This is a genomic window from Kocuria flava (assembly GCF_001482365.1).
Taxonomy (GTDB): Bacteria; Actinomycetota; Actinomycetes; order Actinomycetales; family Micrococcaceae; genus Kocuria; species Kocuria flava.
Window position 1 is genome coordinate 3,044,920 of record NZ_CP013254.1, and the last position, 20,434, is coordinate 3,065,353.

A 20,434-nucleotide genomic window follows, 5' to 3' on the forward strand; every position below is an offset into this window, starting at 1 on the left:
CCACACTGCTGGGCATGACCGTCAGCCTCGCCGTCGTCCTCGTCCTGCTCGCCCTGCTGGTGGGGGCCCTCCTGGGCACCGTCGTGGCACGGTCCCGGGCCGCCCGGGACGCGCGGGCGGGCGAGGAGGAGCGTGCCGGACTGCAGGCGGAGCTCGCCGCCGTCCAGGACCGGCTCGTGGACCTGGCCGCCGAGCGCGCCGCCGCCGTCGAGGCCCGCGCCCAGCTCGAGGACCGGCTGCGGGACGCCGACGCCCGCTCCGTGCAGGACAACAACGTGCTGCGGGCCCTCGCGCCGGTGGCCCACCAGCTGCGCTCGGTCGAGGAGCACGTGGCGGCGCTCGAGCGGGACCGCGCCGAGCAGTACGGGGGCATCGCCCAGGCCCTGGCCCACACCCGCGAGGTGGGCGACCACCTGCGGACCGCGACCACGTCGCTGTCCTCGGCGCTGCGCTCCGGCTCGGCCCGGGGCACGTGGGGCGAGGTGCAGCTGCGCCGCGTGGTCGAGGCCGCCGGCATGACCGCCCACGTCGACTTCCGGGAGCAGGTGGCCTCCACCGGCACCACCGCGGACGGCGAGCGCAGCGCGATCCGCCCGGACATGGTCGTGCACCTGCCGGGGGGCCGCGACATCGTCCTGGACGCCAAGGCGCCCCTGGCCGCCTACCTGCGCGCCCAGGACGCCGGGGACGACGCCGGACGCCGGGCGCAGCTCACCGCCCACGCCAAGGCCGTGCGCGGGCACGTGGACGCGCTGGCCTCGAAGAAGTACTGGGAGGCGCGGGAGTCCTCCCCCGAGCTCGTGCTGTGCTTCCTGCCCGCCGAGTCGGCGCTGTCCGCGGCCCTGGACGCGGACCCGACCCTGCTGGACCACGCCGCGGGCCGCAACGTGGCGCTCGTCTCGCCGGTCTCGCTGCTGGCCTCGCTCAAGGCCGTCGCGTTCACGTGGCGCCAGCACGGGCTGGCGGAGAACGCCAAGGAGCTCTTCGACCTCTCCCGGCAGCTCTACGAGCGGCTGGGCACGGTCGGCAAGCACCTCGACGACATGGGGCGGTCGCTGCAGAAGTCGGTCGAGACCTACAACCGGCTGGCCGGTTCCGTGGAGACCCGGGTGTTCCCCACGGCACGGCGGATCAACGACCTCGACCCCACGCTGGCCGAGGACGACCGGCTGAGCACGTCCCCGCTCGTGGTGGCGCCGCGGCCGCTCACGGCCCCGGAGTTCACCGGGGCGGTGCAGCCGCCGGAGCAGCTCGACGAGCGCGCGGCGGGCTGAGCGGACGGGTGCGCCCGCGGCTCAGCGGGTGGGGCGCGCCCCGCGGCCGCCGAGCCGGTGGGAGGTGTCCCCGGCCGCGGTGAGCCGGGCGCGCAGCTCCTTGGGCAGGGAGAACAGGACGTCCTCCTCGGCGGTGACGACCTCCTCGACGTCGCCGTAGCCGTACTCGGCGAGCAGGCGCAGCACGTCCTGGACGAGGACCTCCGGCACGGAGGCCCCGGAGGTCACGCCCACCGTGGCGACGCCCTCGAACCACGCCTCGTCCACCTGGTTGGCGAAGTCCACGCGCTCGGCGCGGCGGGCGCCGTACTCGAGGGCGACCTCCTTCAGCCGCACGGAGTTCGAGGAGTTCGCCGAGCCGACCACGATCACGAGGTCGGCGTCCGGGGCGATCCTCTTGATCGCGGTCTGCCGGTTGGAGGTCGCGTAGCAGATGTCGTCGCTGGGCGGGTCCTGCAGGGAGGGGAAGCGCTCGCGCAGCCGCTGGACGGTCTCCAGGGTCTCGTCGACGCTCAGCGTCGTCTGGGACAGCCACACGACCCGCTCCGGGTCCCGGACCACGACCCGGTCGACCTCGTCGGGGCTGTTGACGACCTGGATGTGCTCGGGGGCCTCCCCCGCGGTGCCCTCGACCTCCTCGTGGCCGTCGTGGCCGATGAGCAGGATGTCGTAGTCGTTGCGCGCGAAGCGCACGGCCTCGCGGTGGACCTTGGTGACCAGCGGGCAGGTGGCGTCGATGGTGCGCAGCTCGCGCTCCTTCGCGGACTCCACGACGGCCGGGGAGACGCCGTGGGCCGAGAAGATCAGCAGCGACCCCTCGGGGACCTCGTCCGTCTCCTCGACGAACACCGCGCCCTGCTCCTCCAGGGAGGAGACGACGAACTTGTTGTGCACGATCTCCTTGCGCACGTACACGGGCGCCCCGTAGTGCTCCAGCGCCTTCTCCACCGCGATCACGGCGCGGTCCACCCCGGCGCAGTAGCCGCGGGGGGACGCGAGCAGCACCTTCCGCGGGCCGGCCACGGGCGCGGCGGCGGCCACCTCCTCCGGCGAGCGCCGCCGGCGGGGGACGGTGGGCATGGCGAGGTCAACGGTCGTGGGCATGGCTCCCATGCTACGCGGTGGTCCGCCTCCGGCGCCGTGACACGGACGACACCACGACCGCCCCGGCCACGCCCACGGCGCCCGTGATACCGGCGGCCCAGGCGGCCGCGAGCATCCGCTCGGCGAGCGAGTGGGTGAGCAGCTCGAGGACGCGGTCGGAGACCAGCCACACCAGCGGGTCCGCGCCCAGCGGGCCCGAGATCCGGCGCACCACCTCCTGCGCGGCGGCCCAGACCAGTCCCAGCCCGGCGAGGGAGCCCAGGCCCAGCACCCCGAGCACGGCGAAGCGGTGCCGGGCGACCAGCAGGGCCAGCACCCCGAGGACCACGGCGGCCGCCGTCAGCGGCACGGTCAGGTCGGTCAGGCGGGTGCCCGTCTCGATCATCCGGCCCGTCCCGGACCCGGGCACCGTCAGCCGGCCCTCGCGCTCGGCCAGCCCCAGGTCCCGCCCGAGGGCGTCCTGCAGGGCGGCGTCGGCGGCCCGCAGCAGCGGCTGGACGTCCAGGACCAGGTCCTCCGGCGGTGTCCCCCCGTCCTGCGGCACGTTCGCCGCGTGCGTGCGCACGAGCGCGTCGCGCCAGGCCTGCTGGTAGGCCGGCTGGGCGGAGAGCCCCGCGGCCGCGTCGCCGGCCTTCCGTGCGGTGTCGGCCACGATCCGGTCCAGGAAGCCGATGCCCGAGCTGCGCTCCCCCAGCACGGTCCCGACCGCCCGCCGCACCGCCGCGCGGGCGAGGTCCTCCTGGAACTGCGCGTCCTCGGCGAGCACCCCGGCGGTGCGCGTGAAGCCCTCCTGCGACACGACCGTGTCCTCGGCCCAGTGCAGGGGCACGAGGACCGCGACCAGACCGGCCGCGGCGAGGGCGAGCACCGTGCCGAGGCCGGTGCGCAGGACGGTGGGGGCCCGTCGTCGGGCACGGGGGGAGGCGGGGGAGGTCACCGCACCACTGTACGCAGGGGTGCCGCGACCCCGGTGGACGCGGGCGGTGCCGCGTCGGCCACGGGTGGTAAGCATGGACCATGACCTTCGCCCAGCCGCAGCAGGAGCCCCCCGGGGGACAGGAGCGGGAGCTGCCCGCCCGCGCCGACCGCACGACGCCGGAGAACCCGTGGCCGCTGCGGCTGCTCTCGGAGAACCTGCACGCCTACATCGCCCGGTGCGCCCCGACCTGGGTCGAGGGCCAGATCATCGAGCTCAACCGCCGGGCGCGGGTCACCTACGTGACCCTGCGCGACGTCGAGGACGAGATCTCGGTGCCGGTGACCCTCTTCGCCGCGGAGACCGCCCACCTCGACCGCCCCCTCGAGAAGGGCATGCGGGTCGTGGCCCAGCTCAAGCCCGACTTCTGGACGAAGACCGGCCGGCTGTCGATGCTCGGGCGCGGGATCCGCCCCGTGGGCCTGGGGGACCTGCTCGAGCGGCTGGAGCGGCTGCGCCGCGCGCTGGGCGAGGAGGGGCTCTTCGATCCCGCGCGCAAGAAGCCCCTGCCGCTGCTGCCCCGGCGGATCGGGCTCGTGACGGGGCGCAACTCGGACGCCGAGAAGGACGTCGTGCGCAACGCGACGCTGCGCTGGCCCGCCGTGCGCTTCGAGATCCGCGAGGTCGCCGTGCAGGGCGCGGGCGCGGTCCGGGCGGTGACCCGGGCCCTCCAGGAGCTCGACGCGCACCCGGAGGTCGACGTCGTGGTGATCGCCCGCGGCGGCGGGTCCTTCGAGGACCTGCTGGCCTTCAGCGACGAGTCGCTCGTGCGCGCCGTGGCCGCCGCCCGCACCCCCGTGGTCAGCGCCATCGGGCACGAGAACGACCAGCCGCTGCTGGACTGGGTGGCCGACCTGCGGGCCTCCACCCCCACCGACGCCGGCAAGCGCATCGTCCCCGACGTCGTCGAGGAGCGCGCCGGGGTCGCCCGCGCCCGCGCCTCCCTCGACCGGGCCGTGCGCTCCTTCCTGGACCGGGAGGCCTCCGGACTCGCGGCCGTGCGCTCCCGTCCGGCCCTGGCCCAGCCCGAGAGCATGCTGCTGCTGCGCGAGGAGGACGTCGACCGGCTGCGCACCCGGGCGCTGGCCGCCGTCGACGCCCGCGCCCTGCGCGAGCGCGACGCCGTGCGCCACCTGCGCGCCCGGGTGCGCGCCCTGTCCCCGCAGGAGACGCTCCAGCGCGGCTACGCGGTGGTCGTCGACGGCACGGGCGCCGTGGTCGCCGACGCCGCCGCGGTGCGGCCCGGGGACGCCCTGGGCGTGCGCCTGGCGGCCGGCGAGCTGGGCGTGCGCGCCGAGACGGTCTCCGCCCGGCGCCCGGGCGAGCGCCCCGGTCCCGTCCCCGAGGAGGCGTCCGGCGGTGCCGGCCGGCACCGCCCACCTGCTGCTCCGGCCGCAGGTGCGGCGCACCCCGGTCCCGTGCCGGAGGACGCGGCCGACGGCGCCGGCCGGGGCACCGGCCCTGCCGCTCCCGCCGGGAGCCCAGCACAGCCCGGTCCCGTGCCGGAGGACGCCCCCGGCCCCGCGTGAGCCCGTGTCGCGCGCCGGGCCGCCCGGCTCCCCCGCTCCCGAGATCCACCGTTCCCCGTCCCACCGCACGAGAGGCCGCACCCATGGCGAGCACCGACCACCCCGCAGCACCCGACCTGACCGACATCGAGACCATGGGCTACGAGCAGGCCCGGGAGGAACTGGTCCAGGTCGTCTCCCGGCTCGAGGCCGGCGGCACGTCCCTCGAGGAGTCCCTGGCCCTGTGGGAGCGCGGGGAGGCCCTGGCCGCCCGGTGCGAGCAGTGGCTCGACGGCGCCCGGGAGCGGCTCGAGGCCGCCCGGGCCCGCCGCGCCGAGGCCGGTGAGGCCCCGGAGGCCGGCGACCAGGGCTGAGGCCCGGCGCGGGCGCTCAGCCGCGCTCGAGCGCCCGCCGCATCCGCGCCACGTCGTAGTCGGGGGCGGGCCAGTCGAGGTCGAGGCCGTCCAGCGCGGTGATCAGCAGGTCCTGGACCACCGCCCGGGCGTACCACTTCCGGTCCGTGGGCACCACGTACCAGGGGGCGTGGTCGGCGTCGGTCGCCGCGATCGCGCGCTCGTAGGCGGCCTGGTAGTCGTCCCACCGCTGCCGGGCCTCGAGGTCGGAGGGGTCGAACTTCCACTGCTTCGTGCGGTCCGCCAGCCGGGCCAGGAGGTTCTCGCGCTGCTCCGCGAGGCCGATGTGCAGGAAGACCTTGACCACGATCGTGCCGTCCTCGGCCAGCTCCTGCTCGAACTCGCGGATCTCGGCGTAGCGGCGCTCGAGCTGCCGGCCCCCCAGCGCCCCGTGCACCACGGGCACGAGCACGTCCTCGTAGTGGGAGCGGTCGAAGGCCCCGATCACGCCCGGGCGCGGCAGCTGCCGCCGGACCCGCACGAGGAAGTGCTGGGCGGCCTCCTCCGGGGTGGGCCGCCCGAAGCCGTGGGTGTGCACGCCGTGCGGGCTCAGCCCGCCCAGCACGTGCTGGAGGATCCCGCCCTTGCCGGAGGTGTCCATCCCCTGGAGCACGAGCAGCACCCGGTGCCGGGCCCCGGCCGTCGCGTTGGCGTAGATCAGCCGCTGCAGCCGGGACAGCTCCGGCTCACGGCCCGCGCGCAGGGCCGTGCCCAGCTTCTTGCCCCCGGCGAAGCCCGGGGTCGCGGAGGTGTCCACCGCCGCGAGGGAGAGTCCGGGGCGGGCGCGCAGCAGCGTGCGGACGTCCTGCGCGAAGCCGGGGGCGGGGCGGGTGCCGTGCTCGCTCATGCGGGCCTCCTGGGCGGGACCGGCCGCGCGGGCCGGCCGGTCGGTCACTGGCGGTAGCTGGAGAGGAACTCCTCGATCCGGTCCAGGGCCGTGCCCAGCACCTCGACCGAGGGCAGGGTCACCAGCCGGAAATGGTCCGGATCCGGCCAGTTGAAGGCCCGGCCGTGGGTGACGAGGATCTTCTGCTCCTTGAGCAGGTCCAGGGCGAACTTCTCGTCGTCGACGATCCCGAACTTCTCGACGTCGAGCTTGGGGAAGAGGTAGAGCGCGCCGTCGGCCTGCTCGCACGTGATGCCGTCGATCTCGTTGAGCCGCCGGTGGGCGAGGTCGCGCTGGGCCTTGAGCCGCCCGCCGGGCAGGATGAGGTCGTTGATCGTCTGGTACCCGCCCAGTGCGGTCTGGATGGCGTGCTGGGCGGGGACGTTGGCGCACATGCGCATGTTGGCCAGCAGCTTGACGCCCTCGATGAAGCTCTCGGCCTTCCAGTTCGGGCCCGTGATGGCCAGCCACCCGGAGCGGTAGCCGGCGACCCGGTAGGCCTTGGACAGCCCCGAGAAGGTCAGGCACAGCACGTCCTCGCCCGTGAGGGTGGCCGTGTTGATCATCTGCGCGCCGTCGTAGGTGATCTTCTCGTAGATCTCGTCGGAGAACAGCAGCAGCTCGTGCTCCTTGGCGAGGTCCACGATCGACTGCAGCACCTCCCGCGAGTAGACCGCGCCCGTGGGGTTGTTCGGGTTGATGATCACGATGCCCCGGGTCTGCGGGGTGATCTTCGCCGCGAGGTCCTCGAGGTCGGGGTTCCAGCCGTTGTCCTCGTCGCACCGGTAGTGCACCGGGGTGCCGCCGGACAGCGCCACGGAGGCCGTCCACAGCGGGTAGTCCGGGGAGGGCACCAGGATCTCGTCGCCGGGGTTGCACAGCGCCTGCAGGGACATCGTGATCATCTCGGAGACGCCGTTGCCCAGGTAGACGTCGTCGGTGTCGAGGTTCATGATCCCGCGCGTCTGGTAGTACTGCACCACCGCGGTGCGCGCCGAGTAGATGCCCCGGGAGTCCGAGTAGCCCTGCGCGTCGGGCAGGTTCTTGATCATGTCCACGAGGATCGCGTCCGGCGCCTCGAAGCCGAAGGGGGCAGGGTTGCCGATGTTGAGCTTGAGGATCCGGTGGCCCTCCGCCTCCATGCGCTCCGCCTGCTCCAGGACGGGCCCGCGGATGTCGTAGAGGACGTTCTTCAGCTTCTCGGACTGCTTGACCACTGCCATGCGCTCCACCCTACTCCCAGGGCGCCCGGCGCCCCGGAGGCACCCGGGTGTCCCGGGGGCGGGCTCAGTCCTGCTCCTCGCGCAGCCAGTACTGCGCCGTCTCCTCGGGGGTGTAGGGGTCCTGGGCCGTGGTCATCCGGGTCATCAGCACGAGGTCCTCGGTGTCGACCGCCGCCGAGACCTCGTCGACGACCCGCACGGCCTCGTCGGGCAGGTCCCGGGCCGCCACGGGCACGACCTGCTGCGGCACGAAGACGTCCAGCGGGTCCCCGAGCACCACGAGCGCGTTGTCCTCGATCTCCGGGGAGGCCGTGAACAGGGCGGCGGCCCCGACCTCGTCGGCCAGCAGGGCCCCGACCAGCTCCTCCGTCGACCCGTGGGGGACCACCCGCTCGGGGGTGCACCCGTAGGCGTCCTCGAGGCCCTCGCGGCCCTCCGGCCGGGCGACGAAGGCGCGGTCCGTGCCGAGCACCAGCTGCGCGCACTCCGGGGCGAGGTCCTCGAGGTCGGAGAGCTCGAGCTCGACCGCGGTGGGCCGGGTGACGACCACCGCCACCCGGTTCTCCGCCGGTGCGGGCGCGAGCACCCGCAGGTGCTCGGGCAGGACCTCGCGCACGCCGGCCAGCACGTCGTCGTCGTCGGCCCGGGCGTCCCCGAGGCCCAGCAGCTCGGAGAGGTCCGCGGCCAGCCCGCCCTCCGGCGCCGGGTCGGTGGGGGCGGCCGAGGGCGTGGCACCCGGGGCCGCCGTGGGGGTGGCCCCGGGCACGGGGACCTGCTGCGAGCGCAGGCGCAGGTACAGGTGCCCGGAGTAGTCGGCCGCGAGACGGACCTCCCCGCGCTCGAGGGCCGCGAGGTGGCCCGCCGGGTCCTCGCCCGTGTCCTCGACGGACGCCTCGAAGCCCGCCGCCCGCAGGCGCTCGGCGTAGACGTGGGCCAGGACCGCGGTCTGGTCAGTGGGCCCGGTCGCGATCCGGATGGGCGCGGCCGCGGTGCCCGACGGCGAGGGCTGCGGCTCCTGCGGCGCCGGAGCCGCACACCCCGCCAGGAGGGCGAGCGCGGCGAGCGCGGCAGCGCCCCGCGGCCCCCTGGAGGGGTGCGTCCGGGGCCGGTGGGGCGCGGCGCGGCGGGCCCTGGCCCGGCGGGCCCCGGAACGGCCGGCGCGACCCCGGGCGGAGGCGGCCGAGCGGGTCATCGGTCCTCCCCCGCCGGGCCGGTGCTCGCCGGGCCGGTGCTCGCCGGGCCGGTGGTTCCCGGATCCCCCGCGATCAGGCCGGCCATCGCCAGGGCCACGGGCACCAGGCCGACGAGGGGCAGCCCGGCGACCTCGGGCAGCGGCACCCACCGCGCCTCGTCGGAGGAGCCGCCGACCTCGTGGGCCAGCGACCCGGCCACGACGTGGGCCCGGTAGACGACGCGCAGCGCGTGGAACGGCCGGGCCAGCCCGTCGAGCCGCTCCCCGGCCACCATGTGCCGGCTGTGCACGCCCAGCAGCCCGTCGAGCTCCACCGTGAAGCCGGTCTCCTCCAGGACCTCGCGCACCGCGGTCTCGGCGGGCTGCTCGCCGATCTCCATCCCGCCGCCGGGCAGGCTCCACCCCCCGGGGACGCCGGGGCGGCGGGGGTTCCAGTGGCTCAGCAGCACCGCCCCGTCCCGGACGACCACCGCGTAGGCACCGACCCGGGTGTCCATGGAAAGACTCATGGGCTCCATTCTAGGAACGCGCCCGCCCGGTGCCCGTGCCACCGGCGCGCCGTCCGCGCCGCGCACCGCCCCGGACGTCCCGCGCACGCGGCCCGACGCCGCCTTGCCGCGCCCGGGGCACGGCGACGAGGGTGGTACCGCGGGGAGACCGCCGCTCCCCGCGGAGGGCCCGGGACCGGTGCGCCGGGCCCGGGCCCTCCTCCTCCCGCCCCGACCGGTCACGGCCGCCGGCGGGGCGCCGCGGGGTGACAATGGCGGGGTGAGCATCGTCGACAACGTCGTCTACCGGGGCGGTCAGCGCCTCGCCGAGCCGCAGGACCTCGCGCAGACCTTCGCGCTGCTCGACCGGCTGCGCGCCGAGGACCCCGCGTGCGGGCAGCCCGGCGAGCGCTGCGTGCTGGCGTGGATCGGGCTGCACCGGCCCACCGATGCCGAGCTGGAGGCGGTCGCCGGGCGCTTCGGGCTGCACGAGCTCGTCGTCGAGGACATCCGGCAGGCCGGTCAGCGCCCCAAGCTGGACCGCTACGGCGAGATCCTGTTCACGGTGCTGCGCCCTGCCGTCTACCTCGACGCGACCGAGACCGTGGACTTCGGGGAGATCCACGTGGTGACCGGCCCCGACTTCGTCCTCACCGTCCGCCACTCCGAGCACGCCCACGTCGGCCGGGTCCGGGCGCGCGTGGAGTCCCAGCCGCGGCTGCTGAGCAGGGGCTCCGAGGCGGTGCTGCACGCGGTGCTCGACCAGACGGTCGACGACTACTACCCCGTGGTCGAGGGCGTCGAGAACGACGTGGACGAGATCTCCGACGCCCTCGTCGAGGCCACCGGCGACGGCTTCGTCTCCCAGCGCATCTACCAGCTCACCCGGGAGGTCAGCGCCTTCCACCGCGCCGTGGCCCCGCTGGAGATGGAGCTGCAGCAGTTCCTCGAGGAGCTGGGGCAGGCGGGCTCCGACGTCGAGCTGCGGCACAGCCTGCGGGACGTGCTGGACCACGTGATCTTCGTCAACAACAAGATCGAGTCCTTCCAGGCCTCCCTCACCAACGCCCTCATGCTCGACTCGGCGCTGCTGGCGGCCCGGCAGAACGAGGCGGCGATCGAGCAGAACGAGCAGATGAAGCGGATCTCCTCCTGGGCGGCGATCCTCTTCGCCCCGTCCGTGATCGGCTCCGTCTACGGGATGAACTTCCACCGGATGCCCGAGCTCGCCTGGGCGTGGGGCTACCCCATGGCCCTGGGGCTGATGCTGGTCACCGGCGTGGCGCTCTACGTCGTGTTCAAGCTCAAGAAGTGGCTGTGAGGCCCGGTCAGGACTCCCCGCGCTCACGGCGGGCCGCGTCGGAGAGCCCCCGGCGGTTGCGCAGCACCCGCTTGAGCACCCACCACACGAGGAGCGCGGCGACGACGACCACGACGACGCGGGAGAAGATCCCGGCGTACTGCTCGGCGACGTGCCAGTTCTCCCCGAGGTAGAACCCGGCGAGCACGAAGACCGTGTTCCACAGCAGCGAGCCCGCGGTGCTCAGCAGCACGAACACGAGGAACGGCATCCGCTCCACGCCGGCGGGGATCGAGATCAGCGAGCGGAAGATCGGCACCATGCGCCCGAAGAAGACGGTCGCCCGGCCGTGGCGCTCGAACCAGGCCTCGGTGCGGTCGAGGTCGTGCAGGTCGACCAGGGGCATCCGGTCCACGATCACGCGCAGCCGGCGGCGGCCCAGCGCCGCCCCGAGCCAGTACAGCGCCGCGGCCCCGACCACCGAGCCCAGGGTCGTCCAGAAGATCGCGGCGAACAGGGAGAAGTCGCCGCGGCTCGCGGTGAACCCGGCCAGGGGCAGGATCACCTCGGAGGGCAGCGGCGGGAAGAGGTTCTCCAGCGCGACCAGCAGCCCGGCGCCGGGGGCGCCGATCGCCTCCATGACGCTCACGGCCCAGTCGGCGACGCCGCCGAGGCCCTCGGCCGCGGGGTCCGCGGCGGTCTCGACGACGGGCAGCAGGGTGCTCGGGTTCATGGGGTCCTCGGGGTCGGGGGCGGGCGGCGGGCACGGGAGGCCGCCGCCCATTGTGCCGCACGCTCCCGGGCGTGTCCTGGGAGGCCCCAGCGGGACGCGGCCCCCGCCCCGTCCGCGGCGCTACGCTTCCCCCATGCTCTCCCCCGTTCCGTCGTCCCTGCCCGCCCCCGCCCTGCCGTCCTCCCCCCTGGCCGCCGCCGTCGACCCGCTGTGGGAGTTCTGGCTCGACAAGCCCCTGCGGATCCTCGTGGTCCTGCTCGGGGCGGTCCTGCTCAGCGCGGTGGTGCGCCTGCTGATCCGCCGGGTCACCGGCGGGATCGCCCGGGGCACCCGCTCCCGGATCGTGCGCCGGCTCGAGAGCGGCAGGCCGCGCTGGGTCGAGGACGCCGGGCTCGCCGGGGCCCGGCAGGCCCAGCGCGCCCGCACCATCGGCTCCGTGCTCTCCTCGGTGTCCACCGTGGTGATCTGGGCCGTGGCCCTGCTCATGGTCGTCTCCGAGCTCGACTACGACATCGGGCCCGTGCTCGCCTCGGCCGGCATCGCCGGCGTGGCGCTGAGCTTCGGGGCACAGTCCCTCGTGAAGGACTACCTGTCGGGGATCTTCATGGTGGCGGAGGACCAGCTGGGCATCGGCGACGTCGTCGACCTCGGGGAGGCCACCGGCACGGTGGAGTCCGTGGGCCTGCGCGTGACCCAGGTCCGCGGGGTGGACGGCACGCTGTGGCACGTGCGCAACGGTGAGATCCTGCGCGTGGGCAACCAGTCCCAGGGCTGGGCCCGCTGCGTGCTCGACCTGCCCGTGCCCTACGACACCGACGTGGAGCTGCTGAGCGAGCTGATCGTGCACGAGGCGGCGCTGCTGCGCGACGACCCGAAGGTCGGCGAGTACGTCACCGAGGACCCCGAGGTGTGGGGCGTGGAGGCCGTGACCGGTGAGTCCCTGACGGTGCGCGTGGCCGTGCGCACCGTGCCGCTCAAGCAGTGGGACGTCGCCCGCGCCCTGCGCCTGCGGCTGAAGAAGATGCTCGACCGCGAGGGCCTGCACATCCCCCTGGTCAACCAGACCGTGCTGCGCCAGGACGGGGCCGGCCCGGCCGGTCCGCCCGAGACGGGGCAGTTGCGCCCGGTGCGCCGGGACGGCGGTGTGCCAGGATCGGGCGCATGAGCATCGTGAAGATCAACGCCATCACCGTCCCCGCCGACTCCGGCGACGAGCTGGGCAGGCGCTTCGCCGCCCGCGGCGACTCGATGGCCGGGGTGCCCGGCTTCGAGGGCTTCGAGCTGCTGCGCCCCTCCGACGGCCGCACCCAGTGGCTCGTGCTGACCCGCTGGGCCGACGAGGAGTCCTTCGCCGCGTGGACCTCCTCGCAGCACTTCGCCCGCTCCCACGGGGGCGGGTCCGCGGAGGAGGACGGCGGGCGTCCGCGGCCGGTGGGCACCGCCTCGGAGCTGTGGTCCTACACGGTGGCCCTGAGCCGCTAGCCGCCCGGGCTCAGCGCCGGCCCGAGCCGCGGCCCTGACCGCTCCGCCGGCCCCGGCCGCCTCCCGGCCGCGGGCCGCGGGCGCTCGCGCGTCCCGCGCCCCGGCCGTCCTTGGCGCCTCCGCTCCTCCCCCTGGCCGACGACGACGCCGCCCGCCCCCGCTCCGCGCCGCTGTCGCGGGCGGGGTCGGTGCGGGCGCCGCGGGAGCTGTTGCGCCCGCGGCCGCGGACCACGCCCACGAAGTCCTGCACGAGCTCCTCGCGCTCGTCGGGGAGGTCCTGGGGCCAGACCAGCGCCACGGTCACCGTCGCCGCGTCCGGGACGACGCGGTGCTCCAGGTCCTTGCGGTGGTGCAGGCGGGCCACCGACATCGGGACGACGACCAGCCCGAGCCCGGCCGCGACGAGCTCGATGGCGTCCCGGACCCGCTCGACCGCGGGCAGGGGCGGGTCTGCGGCCCCTGGCGGGCGCAGCCGCTGGCGCTCGGGCAGCGACGCGGGGTCCTGCAGCAGCACCTCGCCGACCAGCTCGGCGACGGGCACCTCGTCGAGCAGGGTCAGCTCGTGCTCGCGCGGCAGCACGACGACCTGCTGCTCGGCGTAGAGCTCCACGGCGCGGTGCTCGCGGCGCAGCGCGGCGAGGTCGTCGACGCCCGGGCGCGGGTGGGCCGGCAGCCGGACGAAGCAGGCGTGGGCGCGGCCGGAGGCCAGCTCCGCCGCCCAGTCCTCGGTCTCCAGCGGGAGCTCCTCGAGGGTCCGCCCGGGGTTGCGGTCGCGCCAGCGGAAGAACCACTTGCCGGGCATCACCCCCGGCACGAAGGCGACCGCGAGGTCCGCGGGCGCCGGGGCGCCGCTCGCACCGTCCTCGCCGGCGGAGGCACCCGGTACCGCGGTCCGCACGCCGTCGCCCGCTGCCGCAGCGCCGCGGTCCGCTGTTCCCGTGCCGTCCTCGCCGGCGGAGCCACCCGGTACCGCGGTCCGCACGCCGTCGCCCGCTGCCGCAGCGCCGCGGTCCGCTGTTCCCGTGCCGTCCTCGCCGGCGGAGCCACCCGGTACCGCGGTCCGCACGCCGTCGCCTGCACCCGGAGCACCGGTGGCAGCAGTTCCTGCGCCGCCGTCCACGGCCGGAGCGTCCGGGTCCGCCGGATGTGCGGCATCACCGTCCCCGGTTCGGGTACCGCCGGCGGGGGCGTTCTCGGGCGGGGTGTCCCCGGTGGGGGTCTCGTCGGCGGGCCGTCCCGGCCCGGGCGCTGCGGTCATGGCCGCCAATCTACCGACTGCCCGGCCACCGCGCGGTCCGCGGGTGCCCGGGCCTGCGCCACCCACACCGCTGGGTCCCCGCGGCGCGCCCGGGACCCAGGATGCGAAAAAGCGGGCGGATGTATAAGATGAACGACGTTGCTTCCGGGGCTATAGCTCAGTTGGTAGAGCGTTTCGTTCGCAATGAAAAGGTCAGGGGTTCGATTCCCCTTAGCTCCACGCACAGCACGACGGCCCCCGTCCGGCACCTCGCCGGGCGGGGGCCGTCGTCCGTCCTGGGGCGTTCCGGCGGAGCACCGGCCCGGGTCCGGGACGGCTCCGGCCTCAGCCGAGGTCCTCCTCCAGCTGGGCCAGCAGCACCTCGAGCAGCTCCCGGCCGCCGTCGGCCCCGGTGCGCAGGCGGACCAGCTCGGCGCCGTGCAGCAGCCCGACCGCGTAGCGGTCCTGCCGTGCCGTGCGCAGCGAGCGGGCGGTGCGGGCCAGCCACTGCTCGAGGACCACGGCGTCCATGATCCGCCCCAGTGCGTCCTGGTACTCGTGGGCGTCCGCGGCGGCGCGGCGGACGGCCTTGTGCGGCCGGACCCCGGCGTCGCGCAGGGCGGCCTCGACGTAGCGGACGCGCTTGACCGCCTTGCGCACCGAGTGCAGGTGTCCCAGGTGCCACCGCAGCTCCGCGTCCGCGCCGGCGTCCGTGCCCACGGCCGGACCGGCGCCGGTGGACCGACCGGAGTCCTGTCCCGCGGACGGCGCCCCGGCGGCCTCTCCCGCGTCGGGGCCCGCGCCCTGCCCCGCCGCCCCGGCGGCCTCCTCCTCGAGCGCCCGCCGGGCGATCCGCTCGACCCGGTGCAGCGAGCGCTCCAGCATCCGGTCGGCGGCGACCCGCGCCGGCAGCGCCCGCGCCTCGTCCGTGACGGGCGGGGCGGCCGCGAACGCCTGGACGTCGGCCAGCAGCTGCAGGTGCTCCCGGCCGCCGAGCCGGCGGCGGACCCCCGCGGTCGCCTTCTCCGCCTGCTCCTGCGCGGTGCGCCGCAGGGACGCGACTCCTGCGGCGGGGACGCCTCCACTGAGCTCCGCCGCCCGGGCGGGCAGCAGCTCCGCCGTCACCTCGGCGTCCCGGGCCGCCGAGAGGGCGCGGGCCAGCTCGCGCAGCCGCAGGGCGAGCTCGTCCCCGGCCGTGCCCTCCAGCAGCGGCGTCGCCGCCCGCAGGAGGCTGCGCAGGTACCGGGACCCGATCCGCATCTGGTGCACGGCGTCGGGCACGTCCAGACGGGCCTTGAAGTCCCAGAGCACGAGGCGCTCGGCCAGCTCGCCCAGGAGCGTGCGCAGCAGCTCCTCCCCCGTCCCGGGACCCGCCCCGTTCGCCCGGGCGGTCCCGGCGAACGCCGCCCCGGTCCTGTCGCGCTCCGCGCCGGGCTTCTCCTTCCCCCCGGCCTGCTTGCTGCTGTCCTCCGTGCCGCTGTCCTTGCCGTCCTCCGTCGTGCCGTTGCTCTCCGGACGGCCGCTCCTCTTGCTCCCGCCCCTGCTCTTCTCGCTCTTCTTGCCCTTGCCCTTGCCCTTGCCCTTGCCCTTTGTGTTCTTGTCCTTCGTGCCCTTGTCCTTCGTGCCGCCGCCCGGCTGCGGCCGGTCGCCCCCGTCGGCGGCGACCGCGGCGACGGCAGCACCGTCGTCGTCGCCCGCCGTCCCGTCCTCCGGGTCCTCGGCCCCGAGGGCGCGGGCGATCTTCGCCCGGGAGGCCGAGGGCCTCCCGCCCGCGGCGCGCAGCACCGTCTCCACCGCGGCGAAGACCTCCTCCTGCCGCTGCTCGGGGAGGGTGCCGTCCAGCAGCTCGACCTCCCACTCCGCCCAGGTCCGCACGGTGCCGGTGCGCTCGTCGACGGCCTCGACGTCGTCCGCGGCGACCTCCGCGAGGTCGGTCCCGTCGGGACCGCGCAGCACGAGGACGCGGCGCACGGTGCGCAGCGTCGCGATCGGGACCAGCGGGCGCCCGCCCGTCAGCCCGGCCAGCAGGCCGCGCACGGTCGCCGGCATCCGCTCCGGCGAGCGCAGGAGTGGCACCTGCAGCTCGTGGCGGCCCGAGGGTTCGTGGTGCTTGACGTGCCAGCCGTCGTCGGCGCCGCCGCGCCGGCGCCGCAGGGCGACCAGGCGGCGGCCCAGGACCATGTCCTCGGTGTCGTAGTAGACCGCCTCCATGCGGTGCTCGACCGGTTCCGCGGCGACGCCCAGTTCCTCGAGCAGGCCCCAGTCGACCCTGGTCCCGGCGCCCTCGGGCAGCTCGTACTTGCGCTCGATCTCGCGGTGGGTCGTTGCGGTCATGTCCTGCCTCCTGCGTCGCGGCCGGGAGGGCGGGCCGCCCGCCGGGTCTGCCGCGATGATACCGGGGGCGCCCGGACCCGAGGCACGGCCCGGGCGCCCGGTCCCGACGCACCGCACCTCCGATCCGCCGCACGGCCTCGATCCGCAGCACGGCCTCGACCCGCCGCTCTCCCACGACGCACCGCAGGGCCCGGACACGGCAACGCCCCCGCCCGGTGGGGGCGGGGGCGCTGCGGCCGGCGGTCTCCGGCGGGTGGTGCGGCTCAGGCCCGGCGGCGCCGGAGGACGTCGTCCAGGTCGAGGGTGCTCCGGCCGTCGTCCGCACCGGCCCGCGCGGCGTCCTTGAGGGTGGTCGAGCGGGCGGCCGGGCGCTCCGGGACCTGCAGGGGCTCGGGCTCGGGCCGGTGCACCACGGGCGCCTGCGCATAGGTGGGCCGGGGCACGGGCACGGGCTCCCACGTCCGCTGCTCGCCGTCGGCGGCGCGGGCCACCTTGAGCGCCTCGGCCCGCAGCTCCTCGACCGTGAAGGCGGGGCCGGCCACGGGCCGCTCGTGCTCGGCGGGCAGGTCGAGCTCCTGGTCCCGGCGCAGCCCCTGCGCCCGCTCCTCCTCGGCCACGGCGTGCTCGTGGTCGAACAGGGCGACGTCCTCGCGCGGCGCGTGGGGGTCCTCCGCCGCGGGAGCCGTCACCGCGGGACGGGGGCGGGCCCTGCGGGCGGCGGCGTGCTCGCGCACGGCGAGGCGGCGCAGCGCCACGACGCAGCCGGCGCCCAGCAGGAGCAGGAGCACCGGCCACGCCCAGCCCACGGCCGCCGAGAACGGTGCCATGACGGCGGTGACGGCGGCGGCGAGCAGGGCCGCGCACCCGGCCAGGAGGATGCCGACCCGGTCCCACTTCACGCGCAGGTGCCCGGGGCGGGCGGAGGCGGCGCCGCCGGGGCGCCGGGGGGAGGTGTCGTTGGTCGCCATGGTCGTCCTTCGTCGGAGGGACGCGGGGGCGCCCGGCCGGGCCGGGTCGTCCTGGGGCGGCGCGGTTCCCGCCGCGGGGAGCACGTCGACGGGCGCGGCGCCGTGACCGTCCGGGGGCTCCACCCGGCGGCGCTGCCACCGCGGCACGACCCAGTACAGGGACAGGGCGCACACCACCGCCAGCACGGCCGAGCTGCTCACCCAGATCATCGTTCGCGGTCCTGCCTCGTTCGTCCGCCCGCCGGGACGGGCGGGCGCTGTGCGGACACCGGCGGGACCCGCCGGCGCGTGCGGGGGCCGGGGCTCCCGTGAGCGACAGCCTACTACCGCGCCGGTCCGCGGGGACGGCACCTGTGGACGCGCGGCGCGCTCACCGCCACACGGCGGGCCGGTCCGAGCCGGTGAAGCGGCGGACGAGCCCCTCGGGCACCTCCGGGGCGGTGAGCGCGAAGCTGCGGTGGTCGGTCCAGCGGCCGCCGATGTGCAGGAAGTCCTTGCGCAGCCCCTCGTCCCGGAAGCCCAGCTTCTCCACGACGCGCAGGGACTTGGTGTTCTCCGGGCGGATGTTGATCTCCATCCGGTGCAGCCCCAGGCCCTGGAAGCAGTAGTCCGTGGCCATCGCGACGGCCATGGGCGCCACGCCGCGGCCCGCCTGCTCCTGGTCCACCCAGTAGCCCAGCGTCGCGGAGAGGAACGACCCCCACGAGATGCCGGAGACCGTGAGCTGTCCGATGAGGTCGAACCGGTCGGTGCCCGGGGCCCGCTCGGTGATCACGAACGGCAGCGCCGTCGCCTGCCGGGCCTGCTGGTCGAGGGTGCGCACGAACTGCGCGAAGCCCGGCGACCCGCCGCCCGGGACGGGGTTGGTCGCCTCCCACGGGTCCAGCCACTCGCGGTTGCGCGAGCGCACCGCGTCCCACTCCCGGCGGTCCCCCCGGCCCAGCGGGCGCAGCCGGAGGTCCCCCCAGGAGACGGTCACGGGCCAGCGGAACGCTTCTGCCACGACCGGCGCGTCCGTCAGCCGGCCGGCAGGGAGCGGGCGTACTCCTTGAGCCACTCGGACAGCTCCGGGCCGAGGTCGTCCCGCTCCGTCGCGAGGATGATGTTGGCCTTGAGGTAGCTGAGCTTGTCGCCGGTGTCGTAGCGGCGGCCCTTGAACACGACCCCGTAGACCCCGCCGCCCTCGCCCTCGCGGGTCGCCAGGGTCTGCAGCGCGTCGGTGAGCTGGATCTCCCCGCCGCGGCCCGGCGGGGTGTTCTCGAGGACCTCGAAGACGCCGGGGTGGAGGACGTAGCGGCCGATGATCGCGAGGTTGGACGGGGCCTCCTCCGGGGAGGGCTTCTCGACGAGGCCCTCGATCCGCACGTACTCCTCGCCCTCCACGGGCACGACCGCCGCGCAGCCGTAGGAGCTCACCTGGTCGCGGGGCACCTCCATGAGGGCGACGACGGAGCCGCCGGTGCGCTCCTGCACCGCGATCATCTCCCGCAGCAGGTCCTCGCGGGCGTCGATCAGGTCGTCGCCCAGCAGCACCGCGAAGGGCTCGTCGCCCACGTGGATCTTCGCGCGCAGCACCGCGTGGCCCAGGCCCTTGGGGTCGGCCTGGCGCAGGTAGTGGATCTCGCCGAGCTCGGAGGCGTGCTCGACCTCCTTGAGCAGCTTCTCCTTGCCCGACTCGGCGAGCTGGCGCTCCAGGACCGGGACGCGGTCGAAGTGGTCCTCGAGGGCGCGCTTGGAGCGGCCGGTGATCATCAGGACGTCGTCCAGCCCGGCGTCGACGGCCTCCTGCACGACGTACTGGATCGCCGGCCGGTCCACGACCGGGAGCATCTCCTTGGGCATGGCCTTCGTGGCGGGGAGGAACCGGGTGCCGAGGCCGGCGGCGGGGATCACGGCCTTCCGGACCGTGCGGGGGTTGGGATTTCCACTCATGGGCACAGGCTAACGGATCGGCGCTCCAGGCCAGCGGAGGAACCGGCCGCGCCGGTTGAACGGCGCGGGGGCCGCGGCTAGCCTCACAGCACCGGCGCGCCCGCCCGCCGGGGCCCGCTCCTGCCGGGGCGGTCCGGTCACCGGCGGAAGCCGGCCCCTCCGGGCGCCGGCCCGCCCGCAGCAGCGAAGGACGACGATGACCGACCCCGAGGCCCCCGCCCAGGACGCCGCCCCCGCAGACACCGCCGAGGCCAAGGCCCGCCTGCGCCGGCGGCTGCGGGCGGTCCGGGCCCGCCGGTCCCGGGCCGCGCGCGAGCACGCCGCCCGGGGCTTCGACCGGCACGTCGCAGAGCTGCTCGCGGACCGGTCCCACCTGGACCTGGCGGCCTTCCTGCCCATGCCCACGGAGCCGCCGCTGGAGCCGGCGCTGACCACGGCGCACCGCCGGGGGCACCGGGTGTGGGTGCCCGTGTGCGAGCCCGGACGGCGCCTGGCCTGGGCCCGGTGGACGCCCGGGACGGCCGTGCACGAGGGCGGGCTCGCCGCGCTGCGCGAGCCCGTCGGGACCCGCCACGGGGCGGAGGTGATGCGCTCGGTGGGACTGCTGCTCGTCCCGGCCCTGGCCGTCTCCCGGGACGGCGGGCGCCTGGGCTTCGGCGGCGGCTACTACGACCGCTTCCTGGCGGACCTGCCGCGCACGGCCCACCCCGAGCTGCGCACCGCCGTGTGCGTGTTCGCCGACGAGGTGCTGCCCGCGGGCGGGCTGCCCCTCGAGCCGCTCGACGCCCCGGTCGGGCTCGCCCTCACCGAGGACGGCACCGAGGTCCTCCGGGACGGCGCGGACGGCACCGCCGGCGGCGAGGGCCCCGCGGCGTGGACGGGTGCCCCGGCACGGTAGAATCAGCACTCGCATCCCTCGAGTGCCAGTCCGGCGCCGACCGTCCCAGGAGGATCCATGCCCGTCTACGCCTACGGCTGCAAGGACTGCGGCCACGCCTTCGACATCCGCCAGTCCTTCAGCGAGGACGCCCTGACCGAGTGCCCGCAGTGCGGCGGTGCGCTGCGCAAGAAGTTCAACACCGTGGGCGTGGTCTTCAAGGGCTCCGGCTTCTACCGCACCGACTCCCGCGACAGCGGCGCGGGGAGCTCCTCCGCCGCGCCGTCGTCCTCGGGGTCGTCCTCCGGGGCCGCGGACGGCGCCTCGTCCTCCTCGGGCTCCTCCGCCGGCTCGGCCGGGAGCACCCCCGCGCCCGCGGCCGCCGGGAGCGCCGCCTCCTCGTCCTGAGCCCCGGTCCCCGTGCGGGGAGGCGGTGCCCGCACCGAGCCCGCACGAGGACCCCGGTGCCCGGGCGTGCGGCCGCCCGGCGTCCGCGCTCCACCGCGG

20 protein-coding genes and 1 tRNA gene are annotated in these 20,434 nt (G+C 75.9%); 9 read left to right on the forward strand and 12 right to left on the reverse strand.

Annotated features, from left to right (window positions below):
- The first annotated feature begins 14 nt into the window (after nt 1-14).
- The gene (locus AS188_RS13580) at nt 15-1,274 is read left to right on the forward strand and encodes a DNA recombination protein RmuC (protein WP_058859292.1); all 1,260 of its coding nucleotides are present in this window, start codon (nt 15-17) and stop codon (nt 1,272-1,274) included.
- 21 nt (nt 1,275-1,295) lie between these two features.
- On the opposite strand, the gene AS188_RS13585 is transcribed toward AS188_RS13580, so the two are convergent.
- Complete coding sequence (locus tag AS188_RS13585) at nt 1,296-2,378, reverse strand: 4-hydroxy-3-methylbut-2-enyl diphosphate reductase (protein WP_058859954.1); 1,083 nt, start codon at nt 2,376-2,378, stop codon at nt 1,296-1,298.
- 10 nt (nt 2,379-2,388) lie between these two features.
- Nucleotides 2,389-3,315, reverse strand: coding sequence for a hypothetical protein (locus AS188_RS13590; protein WP_058859293.1), 927 nt, complete (start codon nt 3,313-3,315; stop codon nt 2,389-2,391).
- 80 nt (nt 3,316-3,395) lie between these two features.
- Between AS188_RS13590 and xseA the strand changes: the two genes are divergently transcribed.
- Together xseA and AS188_RS13600 are read left to right on the forward strand one after the other, a co-directional pair.
- Nucleotides 3,396-4,883, forward strand: a complete 1,488-nt coding sequence (gene xseA, locus AS188_RS13595) for an exodeoxyribonuclease VII large subunit (RefSeq protein ID WP_083529465.1) — start codon at nt 3,396-3,398, stop codon at nt 4,881-4,883.
- A gap of 83 nt (nt 4,884-4,966) precedes the next feature.
- Nucleotides 4,967-5,236: an exodeoxyribonuclease VII small subunit gene (locus AS188_RS13600; protein ID WP_058859294.1), complete on the forward strand. Its 270-nt coding sequence runs from the start codon at nt 4,967-4,969 to the stop codon at nt 5,234-5,236.
- 16 nt (nt 5,237-5,252) lie between these two features.
- Here AS188_RS13600 and AS188_RS13605 read toward each other — a convergent pair whose 3' ends face one another.
- From AS188_RS13605 to AS188_RS13620, 4 genes are all read right to left on the reverse strand, one after another.
- Nucleotides 5,253-6,122 (reverse strand): PPK2 family polyphosphate kinase, encoded by an 870-nt coding sequence (locus AS188_RS13605; protein ID WP_058859955.1) that lies wholly within the window; start codon nt 6,120-6,122, stop codon nt 5,253-5,255.
- Between the two features lie 44 nt (nt 6,123-6,166).
- Nucleotides 6,167-7,384, reverse strand: a complete 1,218-nt coding sequence (locus tag AS188_RS13610; RefSeq protein WP_058859295.1) for a pyridoxal phosphate-dependent aminotransferase — start codon at nt 7,382-7,384, stop codon at nt 6,167-6,169.
- 64 nt (nt 7,385-7,448) lie between these two features.
- Nucleotides 7,449-8,576: a glycine betaine ABC transporter substrate-binding protein gene (locus AS188_RS13615; RefSeq protein ID WP_058859296.1), complete on the reverse strand. Its 1,128-nt coding sequence runs from the start codon at nt 8,574-8,576 to the stop codon at nt 7,449-7,451.
- The gene (locus AS188_RS13620; RefSeq protein ID WP_236944993.1) at nt 8,573-9,085 is read right to left on the reverse strand and encodes an NUDIX hydrolase; all 513 of its coding nucleotides are present in this window, start codon (nt 9,083-9,085) and stop codon (nt 8,573-8,575) included. The genes AS188_RS13615 and AS188_RS13620 overlap by 4 nt, the downstream gene beginning before the upstream one ends.
- A 259-nt stretch (nt 9,086-9,344) precedes the next feature.
- On the opposite strand from AS188_RS13620, the gene AS188_RS13625 reads away from it, so the two are divergent.
- On the forward strand, nt 9,345-10,385 hold the full coding sequence (locus AS188_RS13625) for a magnesium and cobalt transport protein CorA (RefSeq protein ID WP_058859297.1): 1,041 nt from the start codon (nt 9,345-9,347) through the stop codon (nt 10,383-10,385).
- A 7-nt stretch (nt 10,386-10,392) separates the two neighbouring features.
- Here the strand turns inward: AS188_RS13625 and AS188_RS13630 are convergent, their stop codons facing one another.
- Nucleotides 10,393-11,097, reverse strand: coding sequence for a DedA family protein (locus AS188_RS13630; protein WP_058859956.1), 705 nt, complete (start codon nt 11,095-11,097; stop codon nt 10,393-10,395).
- Nucleotides 11,098-11,230: 133 nt separating this feature from the next.
- Here AS188_RS13630 and AS188_RS13635 point away from each other — a divergent pair, with 133 nt between their 5' ends.
- Nucleotides 11,231-12,262 (forward strand): mechanosensitive ion channel family protein, encoded by a 1,032-nt coding sequence (locus AS188_RS13635; RefSeq protein WP_058859298.1) that lies wholly within the window; start codon nt 11,231-11,233, stop codon nt 12,260-12,262.
- Nucleotides 12,259-12,579, forward strand: a complete 321-nt coding sequence (locus tag AS188_RS13640) for an antibiotic biosynthesis monooxygenase family protein (RefSeq protein ID WP_058859299.1) — start codon at nt 12,259-12,261, stop codon at nt 12,577-12,579. Before AS188_RS13635 ends, AS188_RS13640 begins: the two co-directional genes overlap by 4 nt.
- A 10-nt stretch (nt 12,580-12,589) precedes the next feature.
- Here the strand turns inward: AS188_RS13640 and AS188_RS13645 are convergent, their stop codons facing one another.
- Nucleotides 12,590-13,477, reverse strand: a complete 888-nt coding sequence (locus tag AS188_RS13645) for a LysR family transcriptional regulator substrate-binding protein (protein ID WP_058859300.1) — start codon at nt 13,475-13,477, stop codon at nt 12,590-12,592.
- Between the two features lie 506 nt (nt 13,478-13,983).
- Between AS188_RS13645 and AS188_RS13650 the strand changes: the two genes are divergently transcribed.
- Nucleotides 13,984-14,056 (forward strand) — tRNA-Ala (locus AS188_RS13650).
- 105 nt (nt 14,057-14,161) lie between these two features.
- Here the strand turns inward: AS188_RS13650 and AS188_RS13655 are convergent.
- From AS188_RS13655 to galU, 4 genes are all read right to left on the reverse strand, one after another.
- Entirely contained in the window at nt 14,162-16,150 is a 1,989-nt protein-coding gene (locus AS188_RS13655; protein WP_058859301.1) for a CYTH and CHAD domain-containing protein, read from the reverse strand.
- Between the two features lie 263 nt (nt 16,151-16,413).
- Entirely contained in the window at nt 16,414-17,328 is a 915-nt protein-coding gene (locus AS188_RS13660) for a hypothetical protein (protein WP_373865636.1), read from the reverse strand.
- A 160-nt stretch (nt 17,329-17,488) separates the two neighbouring features.
- Nucleotides 17,489-18,121 carry a GNAT family N-acetyltransferase gene (locus AS188_RS13665; RefSeq protein WP_058859302.1) on the reverse strand — a complete coding sequence of 211 codons (633 nt, stop codon included), beginning with the start codon at nt 18,119-18,121 and terminating at the stop codon, nt 17,489-17,491.
- Between the two features lie 14 nt (nt 18,122-18,135).
- Nucleotides 18,136-19,050 (reverse strand): UTP--glucose-1-phosphate uridylyltransferase GalU, encoded by a 915-nt coding sequence (gene galU, locus AS188_RS13670; RefSeq protein WP_058859303.1) that lies wholly within the window; start codon nt 19,048-19,050, stop codon nt 18,136-18,138.
- Between the two features lie 196 nt (nt 19,051-19,246).
- On the opposite strand from galU, the gene AS188_RS13675 reads away from it, so the two are divergent.
- Complete coding sequence (locus tag AS188_RS13675; protein ID WP_058859304.1) at nt 19,247-19,948, forward strand: 5-formyltetrahydrofolate cyclo-ligase; 702 nt, start codon at nt 19,247-19,249, stop codon at nt 19,946-19,948.
- A 57-nt stretch (nt 19,949-20,005) separates the two neighbouring features.
- Nucleotides 20,006-20,335 carry an FmdB family zinc ribbon protein gene (locus tag AS188_RS13680; protein ID WP_058859305.1) on the forward strand — a complete coding sequence of 110 codons (330 nt, stop codon included), beginning with the start codon at nt 20,006-20,008 and terminating at the stop codon, nt 20,333-20,335.
- The last annotated feature ends 99 nt before the right edge of the window (nt 20,336-20,434 follow it).